A 25,366-nucleotide genomic window follows, 5' to 3' on the forward strand; every position below is an offset into this window, starting at 1 on the left:
GACGCGTCATCGGCGGCGTCGGACCGCATCTCTGCGTAGGCTCGACAACCTGTGGCCGGAGCCGGGCAGGGCTATGGTTGCAGCCGTCGGGACCGGGCTGGGTTCGGCGGAACAGACGAAGGGTCCGACGGGGTGTCGGCTCGAACCGAGGAGGGTGTACGGCAGTTTGAGTACCCACGTTCTCCGTTGCGACGGCGCACCGGTACCTATCGCCCTCGCGGCGCTGCCGAGCAGTTCGACAGCCGCCATCCCCGATACCACCGAGATCGACGAACTCCTTCCCGTGCTCGCCGCCGACAGCTTGCCGCGGCTCATCGTGCTCGGTGACGACGCCGCGCTCGCCACGGTGCTCACCCATCTGATGCGCACCGAACGACTGCACGTGGAGATCGGCTACGTGCCGGTCGAGAAGACATACGGCTCCCGCGCCTATCAGACGGGTACCGGCAATGCCGCCGCCAAGCGGGCCATCGACGGCCGGGCCACCCCGGTGCCGCTGATCCGCGACGACACCGGCCAGGTGCTGGTCGGACGTGCCAAGATCACCGGGGTCGGCGAGGAGCGGCTGGAGGGCGAGGCCTACGTGGACGACGTGCAACTGTTCTCCGGCAAGATCACCGCGATGCTGGTGTCGCCGACGCTGCATCAGCCCGGCGTGCGGGCCACCGCGCAGCGCGGCATGCGCAAGCGCCGCTGGGTCGAAGGCCGCGCCGCTCAGCTCGGCACGCCGGGTGCGGTGGTGACACGGGACGGCATCCGCAGCGAGCGGACGGTGCCCCGGTCGAGTTTCTATCGGCACAACGAGCCGTGGTTGCTGGTCCGATGACCGACCGGTTCTCCGCCGAACGGCGCTCGCGCGCGGTGCGCCCGAGCCCGATCTTTCTGCTCGTCGTCATCATCACCGTCGTCGGCGGCGTGCTGGCCTGGGACGCCGACGTGGACTCCACGCGCGCCAAGGTCGGCGTGTTCGTGCTGGTGGTGTTCGGCTGGATCATCACGCTGTGCCTGCACGAATTCGCGCACGCGTTCACGGCCTGGCGGGCCGGTGACCACGAGGTCGAATTGCGTGGGTATCTCACGCTGAATCCGTTGAAGTACAGCCATCCGCTGTTGTCGATCGTGCTGCCGATGGTGTTCATCGCGCTGGGCGGCATCGGCCTGCCCGGTGGCGCGGTTTACGTTCACACGCACAACTTCTCGCCGCGCACGCAGCGGCTCATCAGCGGCGCGGGCCCGGCGGTGAACGCGTTGTGCGCGGTGCTCATTTTGGTGATCGTGCGGGTATTCGGCAGTGCCAGTTCGCATCCCGCGCTGTGGTTCGGGCTGAGCTTCCTCGGGTTCCTGCAGATCACCGCGGCCCTGCTGAACCTGATCCCGCTGCCCGGCCTCGACGGTTACGGAATTCTGGAGCCGTCGCTCAGCTACCAGACGCGACGCGCGCTCGATCAGTTCAAGCCGTTCGGCATGCTGATCTTGTTCGCGCTGTTGTTCACCCCCGCCATCAATCAGGTCTTCTTCGACGCGGTCTACGCATTGTTCGAAGTATCTGGGGTGCCGTCGAATTGGTCACGTTACGGCAGCTATCTGACGCGCTTCTGGACCTAGTTCCGGGCGGCCCGCCAGCGGATGCCGACTTCGAGCCGAGCGAGTAGGGTTCGAAGTCGATGATCATTTTGGGGGGAATGGGGTATTCGGCATGCGAGATCGGTAGCAACCACGATCGTCGTGCAATGAATTGGCACACAACGCGATAGTGGCCGGACTGCCGTCTTCGGACCGGCGTCACCGTCGATGACCGGGTCCGGCCGACCGCCAGCGCGCGCCCATGCGCGCACACAGCAGCGAAAACCGGCCGCTCCGTCGGGGTTTTCGGCTGCCCATCAGCAGACGTTGGAGCTTGATCTATGACCAACACATCAACGGCGACAGTTCTTTCCGTCGTAATTCCCGCGCTGAACGAAGCGAAAGGCATCGTGCGCACCCTGGACCGCCTCGTCGTCCAGGACGCGATCGACGAAATCATCGTCGTAGACAACGGCAGCCAGGACAACACCCGGCAGATCGTCCGCGATTACGCGGTCGACCACCCGGAGGTCGCCCTCATCGAGGAACCGCAACCCGGCATCCCCGCGGCCCGCAACGCCGGATTCGACCGGGCGCGAGGCGAATTCCTGGCACGGACCGACGCGGACACCCTGGTCGGACCGGATTGGGGCGAGGTCATCCGGCACAACCTCAGCGAGCATCCGGACACCGCGGCCGTCACCGGGATAACCACCTATCACGACTCCCCGATCGGCTTCTTCCTGAAATTCGGCCTGTACCTGCAGGATCGGCGCGGCAAGCTGGGCGGCCCGGTGGGCAACATGCACGGTCCCAACATGGCCATCCGCCGGTCCGCGTGGCGGGCGGTGCGGACGGAGACCACGACACGGTCGGACGTGGCCGAAGACCTGGACCTGGCGTTGTGCCTGACCAAACGTGGGCTGCGCATCGACCAGCTGACGAACATGCGGGTCGAGACGTCGGCCCGGCGGCGCCGGACCGGCCCGCGTGATTGGTGGCGATTCCAATTGACCGGGTTGCGCACCATCACGAACCAGGGCTACCAGGTGCAGCCATTTCACCGGGCCGTCATCGTCGGCGCGTGGCTGACGCACACCGTGCAGTGGCCGATCTACCGGTTCTGGGACTTCGACCGTCGACGCTTCACGCTTCGTCCGGCGCCCGCCCGGGTCTCCGCAGTGGGCGACGGCACGACCACCACCTGACAGCTGGTGCCCCCAAGCATTGGGGATTCTGTCTGTCAGCCAAGACAACTAGGGTCGAACCGTTGATCATCGGGGGTGGGCCCGCTCGGTAGTCAGTCGATGTGACCGAGTCCTCCTCGCACACCCTCACTTCACCTAAGCCGCGCGTCTGTTCAGGGCAGGGAGCAGACCGTACCGGCGGTATTCGTCATGCCCAACTGAGAATTGGAGCAGCACCACCCATGAACACCCCCGACCCGGCGACGACTTTATCCATCGTCATCCCGGTGCTGAACGAGTCGGCGTGCATCACGCAAACCCTTGACCGCCTGGTGATTCAGGACGCGATCGACGAAATCATCGTGGTAGACAACGGCAGTGACGACGGCACCCGCGAAATCGTCAGCGACTACGCGCTCGAGCACCCGAAAGTCGAACTAGTCGAGGAATCACGACGCGGTGTCGCGCGGGCCCGCAATACCGGATTCGACAAGGCGCGTGGCGATTTCATCGGACGCACCGACGCCGACTGCCTGGTCGCGGCGGATTGGGGCGCGACCATCCGGCAGCATCTCACCGACCATCCCGAGGTCGCCGCGGTCACCGGCATCACCACCTATTACGACTCGCCGGTCGGCTTCCTCCTGAAATTCGGCTACTACCTGCAGGATCGGCGCGGCAAGCTCGGTGGTCGCGTCGGCAATATGCACGGCCCGAACATGGCCGTCCGCCGCACCGCCTGGCTGGAGGTCCGCGAGGATACTGTGGTGCGTCCGGACGTGATCGACGATCTCGACCTGGCGTTGTGCCTGTCCAAGCGCGGTCTGCCGATCGACCAGCTGATCGACATGCGGGTCGAGACGTCGGCCCGGCGGCGCCGGACCAGTCCGCGTCGCTGGTGGCAGTTCCAGCTGAGTGGTCTGCGCACCATCACCAACCAGGGATACCAGGTGCTGACGTTCCACCGGGTCGTCATCGTCGGCGCTTGGCTGGCACACACCGTGCAGTGGCCGATCTATCGACTGTGGGACTTCGATCGGCGGCGCTTCTCGCTGCGCCCGGGCCAGGCCAGGATGTTCCCGCTGAGCAAATCGGAAAACGGCGACTGACAAACGCAGAGCCGCCCAGTCGGACCCCAGACCAGGCGGCTCCACTCTTCGCAGCGGGCGAACTGCCCCGACCCGCCGGCCACCACACCTATGGCCGCGAGGGCAGTTCGCTTCGGGTGCGAAGTGGTCGACCGCGACACCCCTCGTTCGATCGCGGTCACATGTTCAAGTTATGGCGCACGGGCTGCCCGAACACGAGTAGCGGACTACCCCAAAGATCAGCATGATCGCCCGCACCTCGGCCGGTGACCACCCGTATCCGGTCCGAGTGCCGGAGAATCCGCTGAGTAGTCGTCAGTCCTCAGGGGTCACGAACGGCTTGGGCACCGTCGGCGGGAGCAGCGCGATCGCGGAGATGCGTTTCACCCCGCACACCTGCATCAGGTCGACCACGATCGACCGCACCTGAGCGAACACAACATGGGCCGAAAGTCCTGCGCCCTCAACGAGTTCCGGACGCGCCTCCTTGGCGACGGTGCGCAGCACCCTGGCCGCCTCGGCCTGGTCCGGCTGCTCGCCCGGATCGGCGAGCATCATCCGGCGCACCACATCGGTTGCCTGACCGAGCTTTTCGACCTCGTCGATCAGGCGGGGGTCGAGTATCTCGTCGTCCTGCACCAGCGTGAGCGAGCGGCGCAGCAGCACCCGGGTGTTGCGCACCGAGTTGTCGAGCGGATCCGCGGTCGCCTTGATGCGTTCGAGACGGGCGCGAGAATTCCAGTACAGCGGGGAGATTCGGCTGATCTCCTTGCCGCCCTCCAGCGTGGCGCGCAACAAATCCAGCTGCGGCTGGGTCGCGCGGACCGCCGACAGCGCGGACCGCACCTTGTCCGGATCCTGTTCGAGCAGGCCGTCGGCGCACTCGGTGAGCGACTTGCTCATCACCGCAAGGATTTCCGCGGCCTGTTCCCTGGCGCGGCGCACCGGGTGCAGTGGAATCGACGCCACCACAACGACTCCCACCAGGCCGCCGACCAGCGCGTCGATCATCCGGGAGAAGCCGCCGCCCGCCGAGGGCGGCAGCAGCGTCGCGACCAGCACGGCCGAACCGGCCGCCTGCATGGTGATGATCGATCCGCCGTCGAGGAAGACCGCGGCGGCCATGGCGACCGCCACCACCAGCGCGATCTGCCACACGCCAGTACCGGCGCGGGTGATGAACAGGTCGCCGATGCCGATGCCGACCGCGACACCGACCACCAGCTCCACCGAACGCCGCAGCCGGGCGCCGAACGAGATGCCGATCGACACCACGGCGGCAGTGGGCGCGAAGAACGGCTGCGGGTGGCCGACGAGTTCACGCGCGATGAACCAGGCCAGCGCGGCACCGATCGCGCATTGCAGAATCGGCAACGCGGACAGTCGCAAGCGCGCCCAAGAGCCACGCAGCCGATCCATGCTGCTGGCCCGGGCGACGCCTACACGGGGTCTGATATTGAGGTCGATCAACTACGACTCAGTCGAGACCGAGCTCGGCCGCGGCACGCGGGTCGCAATCTTCCAGCAGATCCAGGCAGCGCGCGTACTCCTCGGTCTCGCCGATCACCTTGGCCGCACGGGCCAGCGCGCCGACACTGCGCAGGAAACCCTGATTGGGCTCGTGGCTCCACGGCACCGGGCCGAAGCCCTTCCACCCGTTGCGACGCAACAGGTCGAGGCCGCGGTGGTAGCCGGTGCGGGCGAACGCGTATGCGGCGACGATGTCGTGGTTGATCGGTTCGTCCTGAGCTTCGCCCCTGGTCAGCGCGGCCTCGGCCAGGTAGGCCCAGGCGATCGAAGCGGACGGATGGTCGGCCGCGACACGCACCGGATCGGTCTTGTCGAGCAACGCTTCTTCCGCGTCGGGGATTTCGGGGAGGAGTACCGGTTGGGGGCCGAGCAGATCACCGAACGAGGTCATGCGCTTCATTGTGCACCGGTGACCGATTACCTTCGCATTCACTCCGGGCATGGGACAGACATCGGCGGCGGCCATGCCCGGTCTGAAGTCGGACTTCGGTCGGGTGTGCCCGTTAAGCTGGCCGTCGAGTTCAACTGTTCCGCCTGAGCGAGGGGTAGTGCGTGTCCGACCCGAACGACGACAAGAACCCGGCGCGGGAGAGCGCCGACCCGGCGACCCCGGCCGCGGCTGACGCACGCCCCGACGCCACCACGGAACGCAACCCGGTCGCCGGCGGCGACGCCCGACCGGACAAACCCTCGCCCGCCGCACCCACGCGTCCGATCCCGGCGGGTGGTACCGCTTCGGCTTCCCCTGCCGAAGATTCGGCAGGCTCGGAGTCGACCGCATCAGGCGCTGCCAACTCCGGCTCGACTCCCGGCAAGTCCGGCGCGGCGGCTAAAAGCAGCGCGAGCACATCCGGTACCTCCGGCACGTCCGGTTCCGCTACCGGGTCCGCAAATTCGGGCGGTACGGACTCCGCCGCGCCGAAGGCCCCGAACTCGGGCCAGGCTTCTAGCAGCCCGGCTGCGAGTAGCTCTTCGACCCTCGCGGCGCAGGGCAAGGACTCCGCCGCATCCGGCGCCTCGAACTCGGGCGCAAAGTCCGGCAATGCCGCAGCGGCAACGCCTTCCGCGCAGGGCACCCCATCGGCCAGCGCGAAGTCCGGTCAGGCAACTCCCTCGACGCCGGCCAACTCGACTTCCGCTCCGACCGCGGCCGCTAACCGCCCGGCAGGACAGCAGCCCGGTTCGGCAGAACCCGGTGCCATTCCCAAGGTCAGCGCACCGGCACAGCCTGCGAACCTGGGCGGCGGCACCAGCCCGACCGGTGGAAATGCGGCAGCCGCTTCGGCCAGCCCGAAAACAGGTGCGGTCCAACCGAACAGCCCCACTTCGAGCAATGGTCCAGCGGCCGTGGCTAGCGCCAGCGACGCCGAGACCGAAGCGATCAAGCGCGACCAGCAGAACAAGCCCGGCTCCGCGGCCTCGGCACCAGCGGGCGCGAAAGCCGCAGCGGCGCAAGAAGGTAAGCCACCTTCCGGTGACGTGGTGTCCGACATCGCCAAGGGCGGCGCGGTTACTGCGGAAACCGCCGCCATCAAGCGCGACGATCAGAACCAGCCCGGCTCCGCCCCGGCGGGCACGAACTCGCCCCAAGCTCCGGGAGCAGCCGAGCAGCCGAGCTCGAAACCCGCGGCTGCGCAACAGAACAGCCCAGCTGCCAGCAGCTCGGCGACGACTGCACCCGACGCCGCGCGATCAGCAACGCCAGCTGGCAAAACTGCCCCGCCGACCGGTGCTGCTCCGACGACCGGTGCTGCTCCGACGACCGGTGCTGCCCAAGGCGGAATCGCCAGCGGCACAGCCGCGTCCGAGGCCAAGACCGAGGCGATCAAACGAGGTGCTCGGGATCAGCCGAGTGCTGCGCCCCCCGGTAAGAGTGCACCGGCAGCGACACCACCTGCGAAGACAGGCGCGGAAGCGACTGCGCCGCAGCAAGGCAGCCCGGCCAAGGAAGCCGTAACCGACGCATCCGGTGCAACGGGCACGGCCGCGGCGGCACCGGCCAGCCCTGCGCCGCCGAAATCCAGCCCCTGGTTCGGTGGCACGAAAGCCGGTGCGGCCCAAAGCGCACCCGACAAGTCCGCGGCAACCGAGCAGCCCGCCCAGGCTGCACAGCCAGCGCAGCCCGCGCCGAAGGACGACGTCCCGGATGGGGACGCACCGACCACGGTGATGCGAGTCCAACGACCCGCACCACCGGTCGAGGATGCCTCGCCCGAAGCAGACACCGTCAAAATGCAGACGGGTGCACAAAGCGCCGGGCAACAGCCCCCGCCCGGGTCCGAAGACGTAACCATGGCGATGCCGGTGATCAAGCCGGACGACGCACAGACCGTCGCGCTCCCGATCCAGCGACCCGCCGATGCGCCGAAACCCGCCGGAACCGACCGCGTCACACCGGGCGCGGGACGGGTACCGATCACCAAGCCCCCGGCCACGCCGCGCCCCGCCGCGGGACCGAAACAACCCGGCCCCCAAGGACCTTCGTCCCCGCCCCAGAGCGGACCGGTCGAGGACACCCGCCCCGCACCGCCGCACCCGGGCCTGCCGCGCCAGCAGGCATCGGCCCCCTCCCCCGCGGACGTGCAACCCACCCTGCCCGGCCAGCAACTCGGCGGTCCACGCCCACCGCAACCGAGGCCGATCGCGCAGCCGCAGCGGATCACCCCCGCCCCGCAGGCACCGCCCGCCGCGCCCGCGGCCGATGCCGCACCGGGCCGCTCCAAGCGCTGGCTGCTCGCGGTGGCTGGTGCTGCCGCGCTGGTGGTCGTGCTGATCGGGGTGATCGTGGCGGTGTTCGTGAACTCGACGGACAACTCGCCGGAGACCAAGGTCCGCGCCGCCATCACCGATTACACGCAGGCGCTGAAGACCGGTGACCTGGCCACCCTGCAGAAAACCACCTGCGGACCGCTGCACGACTTCTATCAGGGCATCCCCGCGGATCAGTTCGCCGGCGTGCACCAGCTGTCGATGGATCGGCGCAACATTCCGGTGGTGGACGAGGTCGATGCCATCAAGATCACCGACAAGACCGCGGTCGCCCAGGCCACCGTCTACACCGAGGCCGATCCGGACAAGCGCTCGGCACGCACCTTCGATCTGCAGCAGACCGACAACGGCTGGAAGGTCTGCGACCCGCCGACCAGCACTCCGTAAACCGCGCGGCGGAGTTATCGCCGAATGTCCGAAAAGTGAAATAGGCTGCCCACTCACCGGGCAGCCTATTTCACGTTTCATAGCAAATAAGCATAACTGCCATTACGCCCGAAAAGCCCATCACGGGCGGGTAAATGAAGCACAGCTAAATTAGTTAGTAATTTCGCATCGATCGATGGTAGTGCTGCTCACACTCGGCTGGTCAACGGTCCTATTCATTAGTAGCGTGGCCGCATCATGGGCAGGGAACAGACGATGGCGCTCGAAATCGATGACGTACAGACGACGACGCTGGCCGGGCAGCGGTTCCGCGTTCGGGACCACTATGAGGTCGGCCGGGAAAAGATTCGCGAGTTCGCGCGGGCGGTGCAGAATCAGCACGGCGCGCATCATCAGCACATCGACGCGCAGAAGCTCGGCCATGACGCGGTAATCGCGCCGCCGACCTTCGCCTCGGTGATCGGCTCGTCCGGCACCCGCTCGCTGCTCGAATCGGTGCTCACCCAATACGACCTCTCCCAGCTCCTGCAGACCGACCAGGTCTTCCAGATCTACCGGCCCATCCTGGCCGGCGACCGGCTCACCAGCGAGATCCTGATCGAGTCGATCCGCCAGTTCGGCGACAACGATTTCGTCGTCGTCCGGTCCGCCCTGGTCAACCAGCACGGCGAGCTCGCGCTGATCGGCTCAACCACCATCGTGGCGCGCCGCGGTGCCGAGGCGGATCCCGGCCTCGCCGAGGTGGTCGACAACATCATGATGCACGGCCAGGTGGTCGAATTCCCCACGGCGGAAGACGGTTTGGACGACAGCTCCGCGCTGATCCCGCTCGGCCTCGGCGAGCTGCCCGCCCCGGACCCGGATCGCGAGATCGCGCCGGTGCACACGCTGCTCGACTTCGACCAGCTCGCCGTCGGCGACCAGCTGCCCGCCGGATCGTTCCGGCTGGCCCGCGGTGACCTGGCCAATTACGCGGGCGTGTCCGGCGATGCCAACCCGATCCACTTCAGCGATCACGCCGCCCAGCTGGTCGGCCTGCCCACGGTGGTCGCGCACGGCATGCTGACCATGGGCCTGGCCGGTGGCTACCTGACCTCCTGGCTCGGCGATCCGACCGCCATCGAGAAGTTCAGCGTGCGGTTCTCCGGCTTCGTGCCGGTGGCCGCGAACGCCGCGAGCACGGTGGATTTCGTCGGCCGAATCAAGTCGCTCGATCCGAGCACCCGCACCGCGACCGTCGTGCTCGGCGGCACCTCGGAGGGCCGAAAGTTGTTCGGCCGGGCCATCGCCGAGGTCCGGCTGGCCTAGGCCGAATCCGCACCCCACAGCACCGTTGATTCGGCGCAGTATGGGTGGCGTGAGTTATTCAGTAATCCGGCGCGTGACACCCGCGATCGGTGCCGCGTGTCTCGTGCTCGGCGCCCTCACCCTGGTGCCGCCGACCGCCACCGCCGAAACCCCTGCCGCCGCCTTTGTCGCACGTCCCGAATCGGCTGTCGACCCGAATCCGGACAGCGACGGCAAGCACAAGAAGGAGCGCGGGGGTCCCCTCACCTGCGAACAGGCACGCTCCGAACACGCGGGACCGATCTACCGCGGCCTGCCGCAGTACAACCCGATGCTCGATACCGACCACGACGGCTTCGCCTGCAACGAGTGACTAGCGCACCGCCTGGAAGATCAACATCGTTGCGCCGATACGGATCTGGTCGCCGTCGGCGAGCAGCGCACCGTTCTCGATCGGGTCGTCGTTGACGAAGACGCCGTTGGCCGAGTGCAGATCCTTGATCAGCAGGCCGGCCCGGCTCGGCATGATGTGCGCGTGGTACCGGCTGGCCTTCGGGTCGTCGAGCACCAGGTCGTTGTCGGTCATCCGGCCGATCCGCAGGCCGCCCTGCGCGATCGCGACCAACCGGCCGTCGGGCATGCGCAGCTGCCCGCTGCGCACCGTGCTGGGTGCCTCGGTGACGGTCTCGGTCATCGCCGCGGCCATCCGTTCGACCTGCCGGTGTTCGGCCGCGCCGAGCGGTTCCTGGCGCAGCACCCGGTGTTCGAGCTCGATGAGCGCCGGACCCGGATCGATGCCGAGCTCGTCGGCGAGCACGGCACGCACCCGGCGGCACGCGTCGAGCGCGTCGGCCTGTCGACCGGACAGGTACAGCGCGGTGATCAACTGACCCCACAGCGGCTCGCGCAGCGGATGCTCGCCGGTCATCGCGACCAGCTCGCCGATCACCGATGAGGCACGCCCCAGGGCGATTTCGGCGTCGATCCGGGCGGAGGCAACGGCGAGCCGCTCCTCGTCCATCGCGGTGGCGAAACCGTCGGCGAACTGCAGGCCGGCCAGATCGGCCAGCGCACGGCCGCTCCATTCGCGCAGCGCGTCACCGAAAAGCTGTGCGGCACCGGCGTGATCGCCGAGCGCGGCCGCGCGGCTACCCGCCTCCCTGGTGGCCTCGAAACGGCCGAGATCGCAGGCGGTCTCCGCCACTTCGAGGCGATAGCCCGAGGATTCGGTGCGCAACACCGTTGCCGGATCCACTCCCGAATTACGCAGCGCCTTACGGATATTCGAGACGAATACCTGCAGGCTCGCGGCGTAGGAGTCGGGCGGATCCTCGTTCCACACCATGTCGGCCAGCGCGGCCGACGACACAGCGCGCCGCCGATTCACGGTGAGCGCGGCTAACAGAGCCCGCGGCTTGGGCCCGCCGACCGCCACCGGCTCACCGCCGACGAGCAACCGGACGGGCCCGAGCACGCGCACATCCAGACACATGAGCTGTCGAGCCCCCGGTGGGTTGATGAGTGGGTCAGGCGCTGATCGACCTTCCCGCGGACTTCAGATCATTGCATGCCTCGGTGACACGTGCCGCCATCGAGGTTTCGGCCTTCTTCAGGTAGCTGCGCGGGTCGTAGACCTTCTTGTTGCCGACCTCGCCGTCGACCTTCAGCACGCCGTCGTAGTTGCTGAACATGTGGCCGACGATCGGCCGGGTGAACGCGTACTGGGTGTCGGTGTCGACGTTCATCTTCACCACGCCGTAGCGCAGCGAGTCCTCGATCTCCGACTTCAGCGAGCCGGAACCACCGTGGAAGACGAAGTCGAACGGCTGCGCGTCCTGGCTCAGGCCGAGCTTGGCCGCGGCCACCCGCTGGCCCTCGGCCAGCACCTCGGGCTTGAGCTTCACGTTGCCCGGCTTGTACACACCGTGCACGTTGCCGAAGGTCGCGGCGAGCAGGTACTTGCCGTTCTCGCCTGCGCCGAGCGCGTCGATAGTCTTCTGGAAGTCCTCGGGCGAGGTGTAGAGCTTGTCGTTGATCTCGGCCTCGACCCCGTCCTCTTCACCGCCGACGACACCGATCTCGACCTCGAGGATGATGTTGGCCTGCGCACAAGCCTTCAGCAGTTCCTTGGCGATCTCCAGGTTCTCGTCGATCGGAATCGCGGAACCGTCCCACATGTGCGACTGGAACAACGGGGGCTGCCCGTTCTTCACCCGCTCCTGCGAAATAGCGACCAGCGGCCGGACGAAACCGTCCAGCTTGTCCTTCGGGCAGTGGTCGGTGTGCAGCGCGATGGTGATGTCGTACTTCGCGGCGATCACGTGCGCGAATTCGGCCAGCGCGACCGAACCGGTGACCATGTCCTTCACGCCCAGGCCGGAGCCGAATTCGGCACCGCCGGTGGAGAACTGGATGATGCCGTCGCTGCCCGCATCCGCGAAGCCCTTGATGGCCGCGTTGATCGTCTCCGACGACGTGCAGTTGATGGCGGGGAAGGCAAAGGAGTTCGCTTTGGCCCGACCGAGCATCTCGGCGTAGACCTCCGGAGTCGCGATGGGCACAGTAAGACCTCCGTGATTGTTGCGGGGCAAAGACCTATTTTGTCAGCCACCACACTAGGACAGCGGTGTTTCGCCTGGTATCCAGGGAGGCCGGAGTAGGGCCAGCACCAGTGACCAGCTGGTAGTCCAGAAGGAACCATCAGGTGACCAGTCGGTAGTTTCGCGCACAGCGCGGGGTTTCTCAGTCGAACCCGGTACTGTGGGCCCGGTAATTACGCTGGCAGCTTCCGATGCGATGGCAAGCGATCAGGCCAGCCGTATCCAGAACAGGAGACCGCGTGATTCTGCTGGCAGCGACAGAATCGGTGACGAGCAACCTCGCTATCAAAGAGTTGCTCGACCCGATGCACCTGCTCACGGAGACGTGGCTCAAGAACGCGGTGCTCCCGGCCATCCTGGTGATCGTTTTCATCGAGACCGGCCTGCTGTTCCCGATCCTGCCCGGCGATTCGCTGCTGTTCACCGGCGGCCTGCTCGCGGCGCAGGCGAATCCGCCGGTGTCGATCTGGCTGCTGCTGCCCGCCGTGATCGCGATCGCATTCGCCGGTGACCAGAGCGGTTATTGGATAGGCCGGGCGATCGGGCCCGCGCTGTTCCACAAGGAAGACACCCGCTTCTTCAAGAAGCACTACGTGACCGAGACGCACGAGTTCTTCGAAAAGCACGGACCGAAGACCATCATCCTGGCCAGGTTCGTGCCGATCGTGCGCACCTTCATGCCGGTGCTCGCGGGTGTGTCCAAGATGGACTACCGCAAGTTCGTCGCGTTCGACATCGTCGGTGCGGTGCTGTGGGGCGGCGGCGTCACCGTGCTCGGCTACTTCCTCGGCAATGTCGACTTCATCAGGAAGCACGTCGAGGCGATCTTCCTTCTCATCGTGCTCATCTCGGTGCTGCCCGGCATCTTCGCGGTGGCGAAGAAGCTGCTCAATCGTGGCGCGGAGCCGGCGGCCCGGCAAGAAGCCGAGCTGACCGTCTCGACGAACGAGTCGACCCGCTGAGCTCGTGATCGCGGCGTCCTCGCCCCTAGCAGTGGGCAATTTCGATCCGCTGATGTCAGCGGGGCCCGCGCTTGTCTGGACAGTGGTACTTGCCTTTGTCTTTATCGAGTGCGCGGTCATTCTCGGGCTTTTCCTGCCCGGCGACTCCATGTTGATCACCGCGGGCATCGTCATGGCGTCGAACGCGTCGGGCGAAGCGCAGGTGTGGGCGCTGTCGGTGGGCACGATGCTCGCGGCCATCGCGGGTAATCAGGTCGGCTATGTGATCGGCGCGCGGACCGGGCATCGCCTGGTGGCGCGCAAGAACGGCCGCTATATCAACACCCGCAATCTGCAACGAGTCACCGAGTTGCTGGAGCGGCACGGGTTCGTCGCGGTGCTCATCGCCCGCTGGATTCCGTGGGTGCGCACGCTGTGCCCGACGGTCGCGGGCGCGGCCGGGATGGATCACCGCAAGTTCACCGTGGCCAGCACGGTCGGCGCGATCATCTGGGCGCCGGTGCTGCTGCTCATCGGGTACTACGCGGGCGGCTTCCTGGATCGGGTGCGGTGGCTGATGCCGATCGTGATCGGCACGCTGGTGCTCGGCCTGATCGTCGGCACGGTGCTGGGGATCCGGCACTACCGGCAGGAGATGGCCAAGCCCGCGGAGGAGTTCGAGCTGGAGAGCTCGCCGAGCGGCATCGTCGACGCGGACTGACCCTGCCGCCGGTGACGTCGGGAAAAGCGAAGTCGGAGTTCTGATTACAGCCCGGCGGCGGTGACCAGGTATGCGGCCTCCATCAGCATCCAACCGGACAGCTGCACCGACAGGTCGCGTTCCGGCACCTTGGACGAGGTCACCGAGCCACCGGCGGTGAACCGGCCCGCCCCGGCGATGCCGCCGGGCAGCGTCGCCGGTTGGCTCCAGTCGTGTCCGAACAGCGGCTCGCCCTCGACCTCGAGCCGGTTCGCCCAGGCGGCCGTCGCGGAGGCGCGCACGATACCGGCGGCGGCACGACGATCCGCCTCCTGCTCCTTGTCGTCGCCGGGCAGCATCAGCGCGACCACCGCCAGGTAGCGGGCCAGGATGCCGTTGAACAGTCCGCCGTCGCCACCGCCGCCACCGTTGACGATGCCGCGGGTGGTCATGTGTTCTTCGACGGCCGTGAGTAATCGGTGGACGCGCTCGCCGTGCCGGGGCTCGCCGGTGTGCATCGCCAGTTCGGTTTCCACGCCGAGCACCACGCCCTGGCAGTAGCTGAACACCGGCCGCTCGATCTCACCGGACGGCAGGTGGATGCCGTCGAGGATCAGGCCGCTCGCCGGATCGCGCAGCGTCTTGTCCAGCCAGTCGGCCATCTCCTGCGCCCGCGCGTGCCGCCCGAGCCGCAGCAGCGCGATGGCGACCGGGCCGTTGGCGGGCGCGTTGTAGTAGTCGGACCCGATGCGCCACGGCACGGCGCCGACCGCCGGGTTGAAGCCTTCGTACAGCGGCTTCTCCAACGCGATCAGCCCGCTGCGCGCCTCGGTGACCCCCGCGGTTCGCTCCGCCCGTTCCAGCGCGATGGCAAGCCAGGCCATGTCGTCGTAGTACTTGTTGGTCCAGCCGGTGATGTTGCGAATGCGGTGCGAGCGCGCGATGGCGGCGATCCGCCTGCGCCGCACCGGCGTCGGCATCCGATTGGCCGCGTCGACCGCGCAGTCGATCAGGTGCGCCTGCCACCAGTAATGCCAAGACCCGAACGCGCGCTCCCGCTTGGTAGCCGGCCAGCCGACCACCCCCAACTCGGTCCCCGGCAACGCCCACAGCGCCCGCAAATGCCGGGACACGATCGCGGATTCCGCCATGTCGGCACGTTCGGACCACAGCGCGGGCGTCGCCACGGCATCCCGCTCGGCCTGCGAGCGTTCACCCAGCGACCGCGGCGTGGGGCGCCGCGGGTCCTGTGCCCTCCGCGTGGTCATGCACCAATGGTGCCAGCCCCGCCCGGATTTCCGCGCCCGATTTGTTACAGAAGCGATGTGTATTTGTTCTCGGCCCCAGCACGCCCAGGCCGCGGCGGACGACCGGCGGCTTACCGCGAACTCCACCAATGACTGTGGCCAGTGGCTAAATACTCACCAACGCATGCATTTCGCTCATGCCCATGCAGCGGATCATTGTCGACGCCGCAGCATCGTCAACTGGCCCTGCTACTGGTCAGAGCGGGCAGATCGAGCTCGACCGGCGTTCCGGCAATGTCGAGGGTCGCCCGACCTGAGTGCTCACCGACCAGCTCGTAATCTCCGTCGATCAGGTGATAGGCGGTCAGGCTCGTCGGCTCGTCGAGATCGATGAGCCAGTAGTAAGCGATGCCGGCCTCAGCGTATTCAGCGAACTTGGTGACGCGGTCGGTCCGCTTGGAACCGATCGAGAGGATCTCTACAGCCAAGAGAACATCGGCGGCGTCCCAGCGCGGAAGGTTCACATCGATACCTTCAGAGGGCACTGCCAGGACATCGGGGACGCGGATCGTTGGTGGCGGGCCTGGATCGATCACGACTTCAGACTTGGTCAGTACACCGTGGGTGTCGGGAAGTTGGGACTCCAGTTGTGCCGCGAGCCGCCAGATCACCCGCTGGTGCTTCGACAACGACCTCGGTGACATGACCCCAGAACCCCCTCAGGTTTGTAAGCTACGACTGCTGTCCTCCGGCAACGCGATCCAGTCCTACATCGTCAGCAGATGATCCGGCAAATGCATTTCGATAGTCATCGCTTTGCCTGCCACATAGAAACCGACCGCTGAAGGTCCGGCGGGCGCTCTATCCCTTCAGCCGCAGGACCGCCAAGACACGGCGGTGGTGGGTATCCGATGGGGGTAGGTCCAGTTTGGTGAAGATGTTGCCGATGTGCTTTTCCACGGCGCGTTCGGTGACGGTGAGGGAGGTGGCGATGGCGTTGTTGGACAGGCCCTGGGCCATCAGTTCGAGTACTTCGCGTTCGCGCGGGGTGAGGCGGGTCAGGGAATCCTGTTGGCGGGACGCGCCCATCAATTGGCTCACCACCTCCGGGTCTAGGGCGGTGCCGCCGGTGGCGACACGGTGGAGTGCGTCGACGAAATCTCCGACGTCGGCTACCCGGTCCTTGAGCAGGTAGCCGACACCACTCGCGCCTCCGGCGAGAAGTTCGGTGGCATAACGGGTTTCGACCCACTGGGAGAAGACGAGCACGCCGGTCATCGGATACTTGCGGCGCAGTTCGATGGCGGCGAGCAGGCCCTCGTCGGTGAAGCTCGGCGGCATCCGCACGTCCACCACGGCGACATCGGGATTGTGCAGGCCGACCACGTCGCTCAACGTTGTCGCGTCGCCGATCATGGCGACCACCTCGTGACCACGCTCGGTCAGCAGTCCCGCGAGCCCGTCCCGCAGGATCGCGCTGTCCTCGGCGATCACGATGCGCAGCGACTCTGTCACCGTGAGCCTGCCTTCGGCAGCAGGATTGTCACCACGGTGGGCCCACCGGTCGGGCTCTGCACGGTCAGGGTGCCGTCGACGGTGCGCGCTCGCGCGGCCAGGCCCGAAAGTCCGCTGCCCGCGGCGAATTCGCCCGGGGCGGGTTCCAGTACGCCGCCGATTCCGTTGTCCCGCACGGTGACCGCGATGGTCCGCGAGTCCGTCGGCACCACCGAGATCCAGGCCCTGGTGGCGTTGGCGTGTTTGACCACGTTGGTGAGCAGCTCGGCGACCGAGAAGTAGGCGATCGCCTCGATCGCCGGGTTCGGCCGTTCGGGCAGGTGCACCCGCAGTTCCACCGGCACCGAGCTGCGCGCGGACAGGGTTTCCAGGGCCGGGCCGAGCCCGAGTTCCAGTGCGGGCGGGTGGATTCCGCGGACCAGCTCGCGCAGTTCGGTCAGCGCCTCCTTGGAGCTGGCGTGCGCGTCGGCGATCAGGTCACGCGGGTCGGCACCCGAGGACAGCCGATCCTCGGCTCGGCCGAGCGCCATCGCGATGGTGACCAGTCGCGCCTGGGTGCCGTCGTGCAGATCGCGCTCCAGCCGACGCAGCGTGGCCGTCGAGTCGTCCACCGCGGCCTGCCTGCCCTGCTGCAGTTCGATGATCCGTCGATCGCCCGCGGTCGCACTCAGCAAAGCGATGGTCAGCAGGCGGTGAATCCAGCAGACCGCGCGCAGCAGCCACGGCAGCACGAAGCAGCCGATGACGCCGAGTGCGGCGAACCCGAGCACCCGCGGCCAGGTATCGATGTAGAAGTCACCGAACTGGGCCATCGAATGGTGTTCCACGCCTTGCGCATCGACGTTGATCGGATCGAAAAGCCACCACGCGATCGGCGAGAGCGCGACGAACACCGTCATCGCGACCGCGATCAGCACCACCCAGCCGACCGCCACACCGAGCACGGACTGCGCGAGCAGGAACAGCGCGGCCCGCCAGCTGGCCCGATCGGTGAACGCGCCCTTGATGAAGCCGAACAATCCCGGCTCGGGCCGGAACGGCGGCGGTTGCGTCACCGGCGTATCGAGCAGGTCTTTCGCCAGCGCCCGATAGATCCGGGCCCAGGTCCGGCCGCCGAGCAGGATCACCGCGAGGATCGGCACGCCGATGATGGTGAGGGAGATCGCGAGGCCGCCGCCCCACCCGGCGTACATGTACATCAAGGCGATGCAGCCGAGGACGAAGACGGTGAATACGTAGACGAGTTCTTTCCAGGCGCGAGCCTGGAACGGGGCGCGTAGCACGGCACGGAACACCCGCTCGGCGGACGGCCCGGTTTTTCCGGGCGTCGGGTCGAGCACGAGGGTGGGTTCGACGTGGGTCTCGGTCATGGCTTCCATGGTTGTCGGCGTGGCGGCGGTGTTCGATGGAGCTGTCCGCCGAATGCATGGTGTAGCTGGCTACACCAACTACCATCCAGCAGATGAGCTACCCGCCGCAGCAGCCGCCGTACGGCTATCCAGCCTACGGGGCCTACGGACCGCCGCCGGAACACCCACAGGCCACCATCATTCTGGTCCTCGGCATTCTCAGCCTGGTGTTCTGTCAGATCATCGGTCCGGTGGCCTGGGTGATGGGCAAGCGGGCGCTCAACGAGATCGACGCGTCCGGCGGTGCGCTCGGCGGCCGCTCGAATGTCATGGTCGGCTATATCTGCGGGATTATCGCCTCGGCGCTGATCATCATCGGCATCCTGTTCTTCGGACTGTTCATCGCGCTCGGCATCCTCGGCACCTGGGACAGCACCAGCAGCAGCTACTGACACCGCCGCTCCGGCCGCGTGACAGCGCGGCCGCGAGCGGAATTAGCATCGTCGGAGTGAATCACCCAGCGCCGGACGCGGCGGAGCAGGACCCGGCCGGGCCCACCGAGTGGGGCGAGCACCCGCACGGCGTCGGCCCCTGGGCCGCCGAGCACGCGGAGCCGCCGCCGGACGATCCTCGGCTCGACCCCGAACTACTGACCGGCGGCGACCGCCGCAACGTGGTCGACGCCTACCGGTACTGGACGCGCGAATCCATCGTCGCCGACATCGACGCACGCAGGCACCCGTTCCACGTCGCCATCGAGAACTTCGGGCACGACGCCAACATCGGCACGGTGGTGCGCACCGCCAACGCCTTCGCCGCGGCGGCCGTGCACATCGTCGGCCGCAAACGGTGGAACCGCCGCGGCGCCATGGTGACCGACCGCTACCAGCACATCGAGCACCACGCGAGCATCGCCGAACTGCTGGACTACGCCGCGCGCGAGCAACTCACCGTGGTCGCGGTGGACAACGTGCCCGGCTCGGTTCCCCTCGAAACCGCCGAACTGCCACGCCACTGCCTGCTGCTGTTCGGCCAGGAAGGTCCCGGCGTCACCGAACACGCGAAAGACGCTGCCGCCATGACCGTTTCGATCGCCCAGTTCGGTTCCACCCGCAGCATCAACGCGGGCGTCGCGGCAGGCATCGCAATGCACGCCTGGGTTCGCCAACACGCCGACCTCGCCAACGCTTGGTAGGGGATCTGCCGTAGCCGCCGCGGCCAGATCGGCCGTGCCTGCGCGGCTCCAATCCGAACTACTCCGCGCTGATTTACGCACGTCAGTGCGGCTGCGGGCATATCCTGGAGGTCCGACAGTCGGGGTGGAGGCTGGGATGGATCACGGGCGAATTCTGCGCACTGTGCTCGCGGTGACCGCCGCGTATCTGGTCGTGCTCGGGCTGTGGTTGGGGTGGGTGGTGCAGCACACCCCGTCGGGGACTTTGCCCTATCAGATCGTGGCGTTGGTGGGGTTGTTCGGGACGTGTGTGGGGATCGGGATGATGTTGGCGTCGCGGCCGTCGAAGGCGGATCGGCGACTGTGGCGGGATGGGCTGGAAGGGTGGGCGACGGTGCACGGGGTGCATCCGTTGGAGCGGACCGATCACCACACCGAATTGACCGAGCTGGATTTGGAATTGACCATTCCGGGGGCGGAAAGTTATCGGGGCACAATCGTTTTCGACGTTACCCCGGCGGACAAACCGCGGCTCGCGGTCGGCGAGACCATCTCGATTCGGGTCGATCCGGCGAACCGCGATCGGATCATCGTCGTCCTGTGAAGCCGCACCGGTCTTGATTCAAGAGTGGTGCGGCTGTTCGGCTTTGGCGTGGGCGACGGGATCCGCGAGCAGGTATTGGGCGGCGGCGTAGGTGGTCAGGATGACGGCTTCGGCGACGCTTCGGGTGCGCTCGGTGCGGGCGAACAGGCGGCGCAGCACGATCAGGCCGTCGGAGACGGTGAACAGTAGTGCGCCGAGGCCCAGTCGGCTACGCGGATCGGCGTTGGGGATGTTCACGCCCGCAATGGATTTCGCCGCCGGAGCCAGCGCGGGATCCGAGGCGAGTACGCCCGCGGTCCCCAACGTCGCACCGTAGGCGGTCAACGGGATGGCGACGGTGGGCGCCTTGGCGCGGAGCAGGACGGCCGCGCCGAGCCAGGCGCCCAGCCGCGGCAGCGCCACCTCGGCGTGCGGGCGTGCCCCCTTGCGCAACCACAGCACCGAGTAGCCGGCCTGCATCACCGCGAACGACGACGCACCCGCGATCAGGCGGCGGTCGTTGTCCGGGTCGATGAGCAGGATGTCACCGAGCGTCGCGGCACCGAGCGAGCCGAGCAGCAGCGCGCGATCCGTGGGATCGATATCGGCGCCCTGCGTCACCACGTCGGCCGCCAACAGCGGCATCATCAAGGGCTTCGCGATCCACTGCACCTTCTCGCGGCCGGTGACGGCAGCATAGACGGTGACAGCGGCCGCGGCGAGAAACCCGGCCCGGAACACCCGCATGGGTCAGAAGCTCGGCTCGATCGGCTTGGGTGGCAGCGTGACGACCTGACCGGCATAGCTCAGACCCGCGCCGAAGCCGAGCAGCAGCGCCAGTTGACCACCCTTGGCCTTGCCGGTCACCAGCATTTCCTCCATCGCCAGCGGAATCGACGCGGCGGAGGTGTTGCCGGTCTGCTCGATGTCGTTGGCCATCGGGATGTCGTCGGCCAGGCCGAGGTTCTTCTTCATCAGCTCGTTGATCCGCGAGTTGGCCTGGTGCGGGATGAACACCTCGATGTCCTCCTTGGCCACCCCGGACATCTCCAGCGCGGTGGACAGCGCGCGCGGCAAAGTGACCGCGGCCCAACGGAAGACGCGCGGGCCCTCCATCCGCAGCGACATCCGGCCGATCGGCTCGACCGCCGGGTCGGTGCCCTGCATGGCCTGCGCCTTCTCCATGTAATCGAGGAAGTTGACGTCCTGTGCGATCGCGGACGCGTTCTCGCCGTCGCTGCCCCACACCGTCGGCGAGATGCCGTTCTCCTGGCTCGGCCCGACCACCACCGCGCCCGCACCGTCGCCGAAGATCATCGCGGTGCCGCGGTCCTTCGGGTCGAGCCCGACGGTCATCGTCTCGGCGCCGATCAACAGCACGTACTCGGCCGAGCCCGCCCGGATCAGGTCGGCGGCGACGCCGAGGCCGTAGCCGAAACCGCCGCACCCGGAGGTCAGGTCGAACGCCGGGATCCCGTTGATGCCGAGGTCATGGGCGACCGAGGGGGCGCCGTGCGGGGTCAGCATCAGCCAGCTCGAGGTGGCCAGGATCAGCGCGCCGATCTTGGACCGATCGATGCCGCTGTTGACGATCGCGCGTTCACCCGCGGCGGCCGCGATCGACTGCAGCGTCTCGTCGCCGCTGATCCAGCGCCGGTTCTGGATGCCGGTGCGCTCATAGATCCACTGCGGAGTGGAGTCGAGAACCTCGCACACTTCGGCGTTGCTGACGATTCGCTGCGGTCGATAGGCACCGATACCGAGCATCGCAACATTGTCGCGATTTTTGTTGATTGCAATGCTCACCACTGGAGATGACCCTTCACCTTTGAAGAACTAGACCGCTGTCCAGGCTAGCCGAGGGCCAAATCCTTCAGACCGAGGATGGACCGATACTCCAGTCCTTCGGCCGCGATCACCTGGTCGGCACCGGTTTCCCGGTCCACGACGGTGGCCACGCCGACCACCGTCGCACCCGCGTCACGCAGCGCGCGCACGGCCGTGAGCGGCGAGTTTCCGGTGGTCGTGGTGTCCTCGACCACGAGCACCCGCTTGCCGACGATGTCCGGACCCTCGATCTGGCGCTGCATGCCGTGGGCCTTCGCGGCCTTGCGCACCACGAAGGCGTCGATCGGACGACCCGGCGCGTGCATCACGGCGAACGCCACCGGGTCCGCGCCCATGGTCAGCCCGCCGACCGCGTCGAAATCCCAGTCCGCGACCAGTTCGCGCAGCAGCTTGCCGATCAGCGGTCCGGCGCTGTGGTGCAGCGTCGCGCGGCGCAGGTCGACGTAGTAGTCGGCCTCCTTGCCGGAGGACAGGGTGACTCTGCCGTGCACGACGGCGAGCTCGCGCACCAGCGCCGCCAATCTGTCTCGGTCGGATCCGGCCGCGCGGCCTCGCGCATCCGCGGCTCGCAAGCGCTCTGTGGTGCCCAGGGCCGACTCGTTCGTGGTTGCCTCGTCGATCATTCCTAAGTCCTTCCGCGTGTGTTGAACAAGCCGCGATTCAGTCGGGCCGCCAGGGCTCGCGGGATCATCCCGGCGACGGTGGTAAGCGTTTTGTACTGCACACCGGGCACACTCAGCACCCGGTCTTTCTCCAGATCACGCAGGGAACCGGCAACTACCTGGTCGACACTCAGCCACAAGGCTTTCGGCAGCGACGACGTACGATACCGGCTCGCTCATGGAATTCGGTGTGCACGAATCCCGGGCACAGGGCCTGGACCCGGACACCTGTTCCGGCCAGTCCACCTGCCAACCCTTCCGTGAAGGATACGACGTACGCCTTCGATGCCGAATACGTCGAGCCACGTCCGGGGATCATCCCCGCCACACTGGCCAGGTTGACGACCGAACCCTTGGCCGCGGCGATCATAGACGGCAGCGCCGCGCGGAATTCGACGCCATCGGCCAACCGCGCCGCCACCCGGTTGCGGTCGGCCGGCTTCGTCAGATCGGCGACCAGCAGCTCGGAGCGGGTGCCGAAGCGGTGCTCGAGCGCGGTGGCGAGGGTGGACAGCCGCTCCTGATCGCGGGCGACCAGGACCAGGTCGTAGCCGAGCGAGGCGAGCCGCATCGCGTAGCCGTGGCCGATGCCGGAGGTGGGCCCCGTGAGCAACGCCACGGGACGGGTCGCGCCGGGCAGGCGGACGACCGGAGGGTGTTCGGTCACCTGTGCTCGATCGGCCGTTGAACTGCGCTGACGCAGGCCGAGCCGATCACTGCGGCACAGGTCCCTGATACGGACGGAAGCCGGGATGGAACGGGCCACCGGGCGGCTCGGCCGCGGCGTCGTCTTCGCGCGCCGCCGGGCGACGGTCGGGCTCGTCGGCCCAGTCGTCGGCGGGCAGTTCGTCGCGCTGCGCGGGGGCCCAGGTGTCGCGTGATTCGGGAGCACGGTTGTCGCGCGGCTCGGGCGACCATTCGTCGCGCTGTTCCGGTGACCAGTTGTCGCGTTGCTCCGGCGACCATTCTTCGCGTCGTTCCGGAGTCCACTCGTCGGCGGTCCGGCGGTCCTCGCGCACCCTGGCCCGCGCGTCCGGCACCACGGCCAGCGAGGGGCGGCGCGGCGGTTCCGGTTCATCGGGGGCGGACAGCGGGGCGCGGTCCTCGTCGTAGTCCTGCTCGACGAATGGCGCCTCGTCGAACTCCTCGTCCTTGCGCAGCCGCGGCGGCTGCACCCTGGCGCCACCGATGGGCTCGTCGAGGTCTTCGCCCTCGGACTCCTCCGGACGCTGCCTGCCGCGCGGACGCGGGCGACCGGGATCGTGGCCACCACTGTCGAAGCGCGGCTCGCTCACCGGCGGCAGCACGTGCAGCAGCCCGGACAGGCGCAGCACCGCGTCGATCGAGGTCTCCCATTCGCGCGACGAGGTGCCGACGGACAACATGCCCAGCGTCCAGTTGCCCTCACTCCAGAGCATCTGCACGGTGTCGGGCAGCGTCTCGATGAACGCCACCATCCGCTGATCCACGGCGTGCCTGGCGATTTCGGGGTTGGTCGCGAAAACCACCCGGTCGCCGATCGCGCCGAGCAGTTCGAGATCGGCGTCCTTCGGCGGCGACGCGGTCTTGAGCCGCATGTCGACATCGATGTCCGAGCCGATCTGCCGACGCACGGCGATCAGCGTCGCGGAGTCCTCCAGATCGAAGAGCACGAACTTCTCGCCCTTGCGAATACCAGACACCACATCGACCGCGGAGAGGTAGCCGAGCTTGGCCAGCGCGCCGCGACGCCAGGTCGAGGGCAGCGCTGGTTCCACCGATACATACGTGTAGCCCTGGGATTTCGCCCAGACCTGCCGCGCGTGACCGGTCCGCTGTCGCTGGATCCGATCGAAATACAGCAGCACGATCGCACCCACGAGTGCGATCGCCGCCAAGCCGAACCACATTGCCGTCATCGTTGTCCAGCTTAATGGGCGCGGCCGGACAACGTCCGTCGACAGCCCGTGCGGGGTCGCGCGAAGCGGCCGTCGGTCATCTTCCGCCGCCGGGCAGCGCGGTGCTGATGATGACCCTGGCCTGAATCGATCCGTCCGCGCCCTTGTCCCCCTGGATCAACACGATGTCGCCGACGGGCAGGTCGGAGACCTTCGTGCCGGACATCGAGATCACCTGGGTGTTGGCGTCGGTGCGCACGGTGACCGTGGACCCGAGCAGGGTGCTGACGGTCAGCGTGCCGCCATCGTTGGTGGTGATGGTGCCCATGGTCGCGCCGAGATTGTCGATGCCGCCGAGGCCGGGGGCGCCGGGAACGCCGCTCGGGGTACCGCGCGGCGTCCCGGGCAGCGGCCTGCTCGCGGTCGGAAAGGCCGAGGTGCTCGCGGCGCTCGTGGACGACGAATCCTTGTTGGCGAACACCACTCCCGCGATGACTCCGACCACGGCGACGAGCGCGATAACACCCAGCCCGAGCGCGATCCACAACCCGGTGTTGCGCCGCGGCGGCTGCTCCGGCGGCGGCATCCCAGCACCGGGCAGGACGGCATCGCTCGGCGGCGGCGCGAACCCCGACCACTGGTCACCGTAGGTGCTTTCGTAAGCACCCCACTGGTTGTCGTGCGGCGGGAACTCGCGGGTGGCGTTCGGCGGGGGCGGTGACCACGGCTCGAACTGTTCGGTGGCCGGATACGCCGACGGCGCGCCGGACCCGTACGCCGCGGAGTACTCCGTGGTGTGCAGCGGCTGCTCGAACCCGGACTTGCCCGCCAGGTGCTCGGTCGGCGCATCCTCCGGCCGCTGCCCCCACGGATCGTTCGGGTTGGTCATGGCTTCCAGGTTAGGCGTTCCGGCGCGTTCGCTCCGGTCTTGCGCGATCTGAAGTCGCGGCATGCAACATGGCCCCTGCTAGAGCGGCCGGACTGCGCATCACGTCCGGGGTGTCGCCGCATACAACGAGTCGGCGGCCGATACCGAAGCATCGACCGCCGACCATCTCC

26 protein-coding genes and 1 pseudogene are annotated in these 25,366 nt (G+C 67.5%); 12 read left to right on the forward strand and 15 right to left on the reverse strand.

What is annotated here, in order from left to right; translation table 11 throughout:
* Window positions 1–166: 166 nt before the first annotated feature.
* The 4 genes from ACQPW1_RS46655 to ACQPW1_RS46670 all read left to right on the forward strand — a co-directional run bounded on the left by ACQPW1_RS46655 (window position 167) and on the right by ACQPW1_RS46670 (window position 3,859).
* On the forward strand, window positions 167–826 hold the full coding sequence (locus tag ACQPW1_RS46655) for a hypothetical protein (protein ID WP_433660268.1): 660 nt from the start codon (window positions 167–169) through the stop codon (window positions 824–826).
* Window positions 823–1,605, forward strand: a complete 783-nt coding sequence (locus ACQPW1_RS46660) for a site-2 protease family protein (RefSeq protein WP_433660270.1) — start codon at window positions 823–825, stop codon at window positions 1,603–1,605. The genes ACQPW1_RS46655 and ACQPW1_RS46660 overlap by 4 nt, the downstream gene beginning before the upstream one ends.
* Before the next feature lie 299 nt (window positions 1,606–1,904).
* Window positions 1,905–2,771, forward strand: coding sequence for a glycosyltransferase (locus tag ACQPW1_RS46665; RefSeq protein ID WP_433660272.1), 867 nt, complete (start codon window positions 1,905–1,907; stop codon window positions 2,769–2,771).
* 221 nt (window positions 2,772–2,992) lie between these two features.
* Window positions 2,993–3,859 (forward strand): glycosyltransferase, encoded by an 867-nt coding sequence (locus ACQPW1_RS46670; protein ID WP_433660273.1) that lies wholly within the window; start codon window positions 2,993–2,995, stop codon window positions 3,857–3,859.
* 294 nt (window positions 3,860–4,153) lie between these two features.
* On the opposite strand, the gene ACQPW1_RS46675 is transcribed toward ACQPW1_RS46670, so the two are convergent.
* From ACQPW1_RS46675 to ACQPW1_RS46685, 3 genes are all read right to left on the reverse strand, one after another.
* Complete coding sequence (locus ACQPW1_RS46675; RefSeq protein ID WP_433660275.1) at window positions 4,154–5,257, reverse strand: FUSC family protein; 1,104 nt, start codon at window positions 5,255–5,257, stop codon at window positions 4,154–4,156.
* A 58-nt stretch (window positions 5,258–5,315) separates the two neighbouring features.
* Window positions 5,316–5,768: a DUF3151 domain-containing protein gene (locus tag ACQPW1_RS46680; RefSeq protein WP_433660277.1), complete on the reverse strand. Its 453-nt coding sequence runs from the start codon at window positions 5,766–5,768 to the stop codon at window positions 5,316–5,318.
* Between the two features lie 121 nt (window positions 5,769–5,889).
* Window positions 5,890–6,411, reverse strand: a complete 522-nt coding sequence (locus ACQPW1_RS46685; protein WP_433660279.1) for a hypothetical protein — start codon at window positions 6,409–6,411, stop codon at window positions 5,890–5,892.
* 304 nt (window positions 6,412–6,715) lie between these two features.
* Between ACQPW1_RS46685 and ACQPW1_RS46690 the strand changes: the two genes are divergently transcribed.
* The 3 genes from ACQPW1_RS46690 to ACQPW1_RS46700 all read left to right on the forward strand — a co-directional run bounded on the left by ACQPW1_RS46690 (window position 6,716) and on the right by ACQPW1_RS46700 (window position 10,184).
* Window positions 6,716–8,524: an Rv0361 family membrane protein gene (locus ACQPW1_RS46690; RefSeq protein WP_433660281.1), complete on the forward strand. Its 1,809-nt coding sequence runs from the start codon at window positions 6,716–6,718 to the stop codon at window positions 8,522–8,524.
* Between the two features lie 237 nt (window positions 8,525–8,761).
* Window positions 8,762–9,832 carry a fused (3R)-hydroxyacyl-ACP dehydratase subunits HadA/HadB gene (locus ACQPW1_RS46695; protein WP_433660283.1) on the forward strand — a complete coding sequence of 357 codons (1,071 nt, stop codon included), beginning with the start codon at window positions 8,762–8,764 and terminating at the stop codon, window positions 9,830–9,832.
* Window positions 9,833–9,881: 49 nt separating this feature from the next.
* Window positions 9,882–10,184 carry an excalibur calcium-binding domain-containing protein gene (locus tag ACQPW1_RS46700; RefSeq protein ID WP_433660285.1) on the forward strand — a complete coding sequence of 101 codons (303 nt, stop codon included), beginning with the start codon at window positions 9,882–9,884 and terminating at the stop codon, window positions 10,182–10,184.
* Here the strand turns inward: ACQPW1_RS46700 and ACQPW1_RS46705 are convergent, their stop codons facing one another.
* Together ACQPW1_RS46705 and fbaA are read right to left on the reverse strand one after the other, a co-directional pair.
* Window positions 10,185–11,303 carry a BTAD domain-containing putative transcriptional regulator gene (locus ACQPW1_RS46705; RefSeq protein ID WP_433660287.1) on the reverse strand — a complete coding sequence of 373 codons (1,119 nt, stop codon included), beginning with the start codon at window positions 11,301–11,303 and terminating at the stop codon, window positions 10,185–10,187.
* Between the two features lie 34 nt (window positions 11,304–11,337).
* Entirely contained in the window at window positions 11,338–12,372 is a 1,035-nt protein-coding gene (gene fbaA, locus ACQPW1_RS46710) for a class II fructose-bisphosphate aldolase (RefSeq protein ID WP_433660289.1), read from the reverse strand.
* Between the two features lie 344 nt (window positions 12,373–12,716).
* Here fbaA and ACQPW1_RS46715 point away from each other — a divergent pair, with 344 nt between their 5' ends.
* Together ACQPW1_RS46715 and ACQPW1_RS46720 are read left to right on the forward strand one after the other, a co-directional pair.
* Window positions 12,717–13,373 carry a DedA family protein gene (locus tag ACQPW1_RS46715; protein WP_433665543.1) on the forward strand — a complete coding sequence of 219 codons (657 nt, stop codon included), beginning with the start codon at window positions 12,717–12,719 and terminating at the stop codon, window positions 13,371–13,373.
* A gap of 52 nt (window positions 13,374–13,425) precedes the next feature.
* The gene (locus tag ACQPW1_RS46720; protein ID WP_433660291.1) at window positions 13,426–14,073 is read left to right on the forward strand and encodes a DedA family protein; all 648 of its coding nucleotides are present in this window, start codon (window positions 13,426–13,428) and stop codon (window positions 14,071–14,073) included.
* Between the two features lie 44 nt (window positions 14,074–14,117).
* Here ACQPW1_RS46720 and ACQPW1_RS46725 read toward each other — a convergent pair whose 3' ends face one another.
* The 4 genes from ACQPW1_RS46725 to ACQPW1_RS46740 all read right to left on the reverse strand — a co-directional run bounded on the left by ACQPW1_RS46725 (window position 14,118) and on the right by ACQPW1_RS46740 (window position 18,184).
* Window positions 14,118–15,203 (reverse strand): glycoside hydrolase family 76 protein, encoded by a 1,086-nt coding sequence (locus ACQPW1_RS46725; protein WP_433665544.1) that lies wholly within the window; start codon window positions 15,201–15,203, stop codon window positions 14,118–14,120.
* A 332-nt stretch (window positions 15,204–15,535) separates the two neighbouring features.
* Complete coding sequence (locus tag ACQPW1_RS46730) at window positions 15,536–16,003, reverse strand: Uma2 family endonuclease (protein ID WP_433660292.1); 468 nt, start codon at window positions 16,001–16,003, stop codon at window positions 15,536–15,538.
* Window positions 16,004–16,160: 157 nt separating this feature from the next.
* Window positions 16,161–16,814 (reverse strand): LuxR C-terminal-related transcriptional regulator, encoded by a 654-nt coding sequence (locus ACQPW1_RS46735; RefSeq protein ID WP_433660294.1) that lies wholly within the window; start codon window positions 16,812–16,814, stop codon window positions 16,161–16,163.
* Window positions 16,811–18,184 (reverse strand): sensor histidine kinase, encoded by a 1,374-nt coding sequence (locus ACQPW1_RS46740; RefSeq protein WP_433660296.1) that lies wholly within the window; start codon window positions 18,182–18,184, stop codon window positions 16,811–16,813. Before ACQPW1_RS46740 ends, ACQPW1_RS46735 begins: the two co-directional genes overlap by 4 nt.
* A gap of 92 nt (window positions 18,185–18,276) precedes the next feature.
* On the opposite strand from ACQPW1_RS46740, the gene ACQPW1_RS46745 reads away from it, so the two are divergent.
* The 3 genes from ACQPW1_RS46745 to ACQPW1_RS46755 all read left to right on the forward strand — a co-directional run bounded on the left by ACQPW1_RS46745 (window position 18,277) and on the right by ACQPW1_RS46755 (window position 19,941).
* A complete protein-coding gene (locus ACQPW1_RS46745; protein ID WP_433660297.1) occupies window positions 18,277–18,615 on the forward strand; it encodes a DUF4190 domain-containing protein in 339 nt (112 codons plus the stop codon).
* A 56-nt stretch (window positions 18,616–18,671) separates the two neighbouring features.
* Window positions 18,672–19,358, forward strand: a complete 687-nt coding sequence (locus tag ACQPW1_RS46750; RefSeq protein ID WP_433660299.1) for a TrmH family RNA methyltransferase — start codon at window positions 18,672–18,674, stop codon at window positions 19,356–19,358.
* Window positions 19,359–19,494: 136 nt separating this feature from the next.
* Window positions 19,495–19,941, forward strand: a complete 447-nt coding sequence (locus ACQPW1_RS46755) for a hypothetical protein (protein ID WP_433660300.1) — start codon at window positions 19,495–19,497, stop codon at window positions 19,939–19,941.
* Window positions 19,942–19,959: 18 nt separating this feature from the next.
* On the opposite strand, the gene ACQPW1_RS46760 is transcribed toward ACQPW1_RS46755, so the two are convergent.
* The 6 genes and pseudogenes from ACQPW1_RS46760 to ACQPW1_RS46785 form a co-directional block, all read right to left on the reverse strand.
* A complete protein-coding gene (locus ACQPW1_RS46760) occupies window positions 19,960–20,667 on the reverse strand; it encodes a lysoplasmalogenase (protein WP_433660302.1) in 708 nt (235 codons plus the stop codon).
* A gap of 3 nt (window positions 20,668–20,670) precedes the next feature.
* Window positions 20,671–21,729 (reverse strand): beta-ketoacyl-ACP synthase 3, encoded by a 1,059-nt coding sequence (locus ACQPW1_RS46765; RefSeq protein WP_433660303.1) that lies wholly within the window; start codon window positions 21,727–21,729, stop codon window positions 20,671–20,673.
* 44 nt (window positions 21,730–21,773) lie between these two features.
* A complete protein-coding gene (gene pyrE / locus ACQPW1_RS46770) occupies window positions 21,774–22,391 on the reverse strand; it encodes an orotate phosphoribosyltransferase (RefSeq protein WP_433660305.1) in 618 nt (205 codons plus the stop codon).
* Between the two features lie 2 nt (window positions 22,392–22,393).
* Window positions 22,394–23,097, reverse strand: a pseudogene (locus ACQPW1_RS46775) (SDR family NAD(P)-dependent oxidoreductase).
* A 46-nt stretch (window positions 23,098–23,143) separates the two neighbouring features.
* On the reverse strand, window positions 23,144–24,328 hold the full coding sequence (locus tag ACQPW1_RS46780; RefSeq protein WP_433660307.1) for a hypothetical protein: 1,185 nt from the start codon (window positions 24,326–24,328) through the stop codon (window positions 23,144–23,146).
* Window positions 24,329–24,404: 76 nt separating this feature from the next.
* Window positions 24,405–25,196, reverse strand: a complete 792-nt coding sequence (locus ACQPW1_RS46785; protein ID WP_433660309.1) for a DUF5666 domain-containing protein — start codon at window positions 25,194–25,196, stop codon at window positions 24,405–24,407.
* Window positions 25,197–25,366 lie beyond the last annotated feature (170 nt).

Source organism: Nocardia sp. CA-128927, from assembly GCF_050955855.1.
In the GTDB taxonomy this organism is placed as follows: domain Bacteria; phylum Actinomycetota; class Actinomycetes; order Mycobacteriales; family Mycobacteriaceae; genus Nocardia.

Excerpts from the sequence above, each read along its gene's own strand:
- ACQPW1_RS46675 (WP_433660275.1), bottom strand. The coding sequence starts at position 5,257 with ATGGATCGGCTGCGTGGCTCTTGGGCGCGCTTGCGACTGTCCGCGTTG.
- ACQPW1_RS46780 (WP_433660307.1), bottom strand. The coding sequence starts at position 24,328 with ATGACGGCAATGTGGTTCGGCTTGGCGGCGATCGCACTCGTGGGTGCG.
- ACQPW1_RS46740 (WP_433660296.1), bottom strand. The coding sequence starts at position 18,184 with ATGACCGAGACCCACGTCGAACCCACCCTCGTGCTCGACCCGACGCCC.
- ACQPW1_RS46660 (WP_433660270.1), top strand. The coding sequence starts at position 823 with ATGACCGACCGGTTCTCCGCCGAACGGCGCTCGCGCGCGGTGCGCCCG.
- ACQPW1_RS46695 (WP_433660283.1), top strand. The coding sequence starts at position 8,762 with ATGGGCAGGGAACAGACGATGGCGCTCGAAATCGATGACGTACAGACG.
- ACQPW1_RS46760 (WP_433660302.1), bottom strand. The coding sequence starts at position 20,667 with ATGCGGGTGTTCCGGGCCGGGTTTCTCGCCGCGGCCGCTGTCACCGTC.
- ACQPW1_RS46730 (WP_433660292.1), bottom strand. The coding sequence starts at position 16,003 with ATGTCACCGAGGTCGTTGTCGAAGCACCAGCGGGTGATCTGGCGGCTC.
- ACQPW1_RS46785 (WP_433660309.1), bottom strand. The coding sequence starts at position 25,196 with ATGACCAACCCGAACGATCCGTGGGGGCAGCGGCCGGAGGATGCGCCG.
- ACQPW1_RS46755 (WP_433660300.1), top strand. The coding sequence starts at position 19,495 with ATGGATCACGGGCGAATTCTGCGCACTGTGCTCGCGGTGACCGCCGCG.
- ACQPW1_RS46715 (WP_433665543.1), top strand. The coding sequence starts at position 12,717 with ATGCACCTGCTCACGGAGACGTGGCTCAAGAACGCGGTGCTCCCGGCC.
- pyrE (WP_433660305.1), bottom strand. The coding sequence starts at position 22,391 with ATGATCGACGAGGCAACCACGAACGAGTCGGCCCTGGGCACCACAGAG.
- ACQPW1_RS46745 (WP_433660297.1), top strand. The coding sequence starts at position 18,277 with ATGAGCTACCCGCCGCAGCAGCCGCCGTACGGCTATCCAGCCTACGGG.
- ACQPW1_RS46665 (WP_433660272.1), top strand. The coding sequence starts at position 1,905 with ATGACCAACACATCAACGGCGACAGTTCTTTCCGTCGTAATTCCCGCG.
- ACQPW1_RS46725 (WP_433665544.1), bottom strand. The coding sequence starts at position 15,203 with ATGGCGGAATCCGCGATCGTGTCCCGGCATTTGCGGGCGCTGTGGGCG.
- ACQPW1_RS46720 (WP_433660291.1), top strand. The coding sequence starts at position 13,426 with ATGTCAGCGGGGCCCGCGCTTGTCTGGACAGTGGTACTTGCCTTTGTC.
- ACQPW1_RS46670 (WP_433660273.1), top strand. The coding sequence starts at position 2,993 with ATGAACACCCCCGACCCGGCGACGACTTTATCCATCGTCATCCCGGTG.
- ACQPW1_RS46705 (WP_433660287.1), bottom strand. The coding sequence starts at position 11,303 with ATGTGTCTGGATGTGCGCGTGCTCGGGCCCGTCCGGTTGCTCGTCGGC.
- ACQPW1_RS46680 (WP_433660277.1), bottom strand. The coding sequence starts at position 5,768 with ATGAAGCGCATGACCTCGTTCGGTGATCTGCTCGGCCCCCAACCGGTA.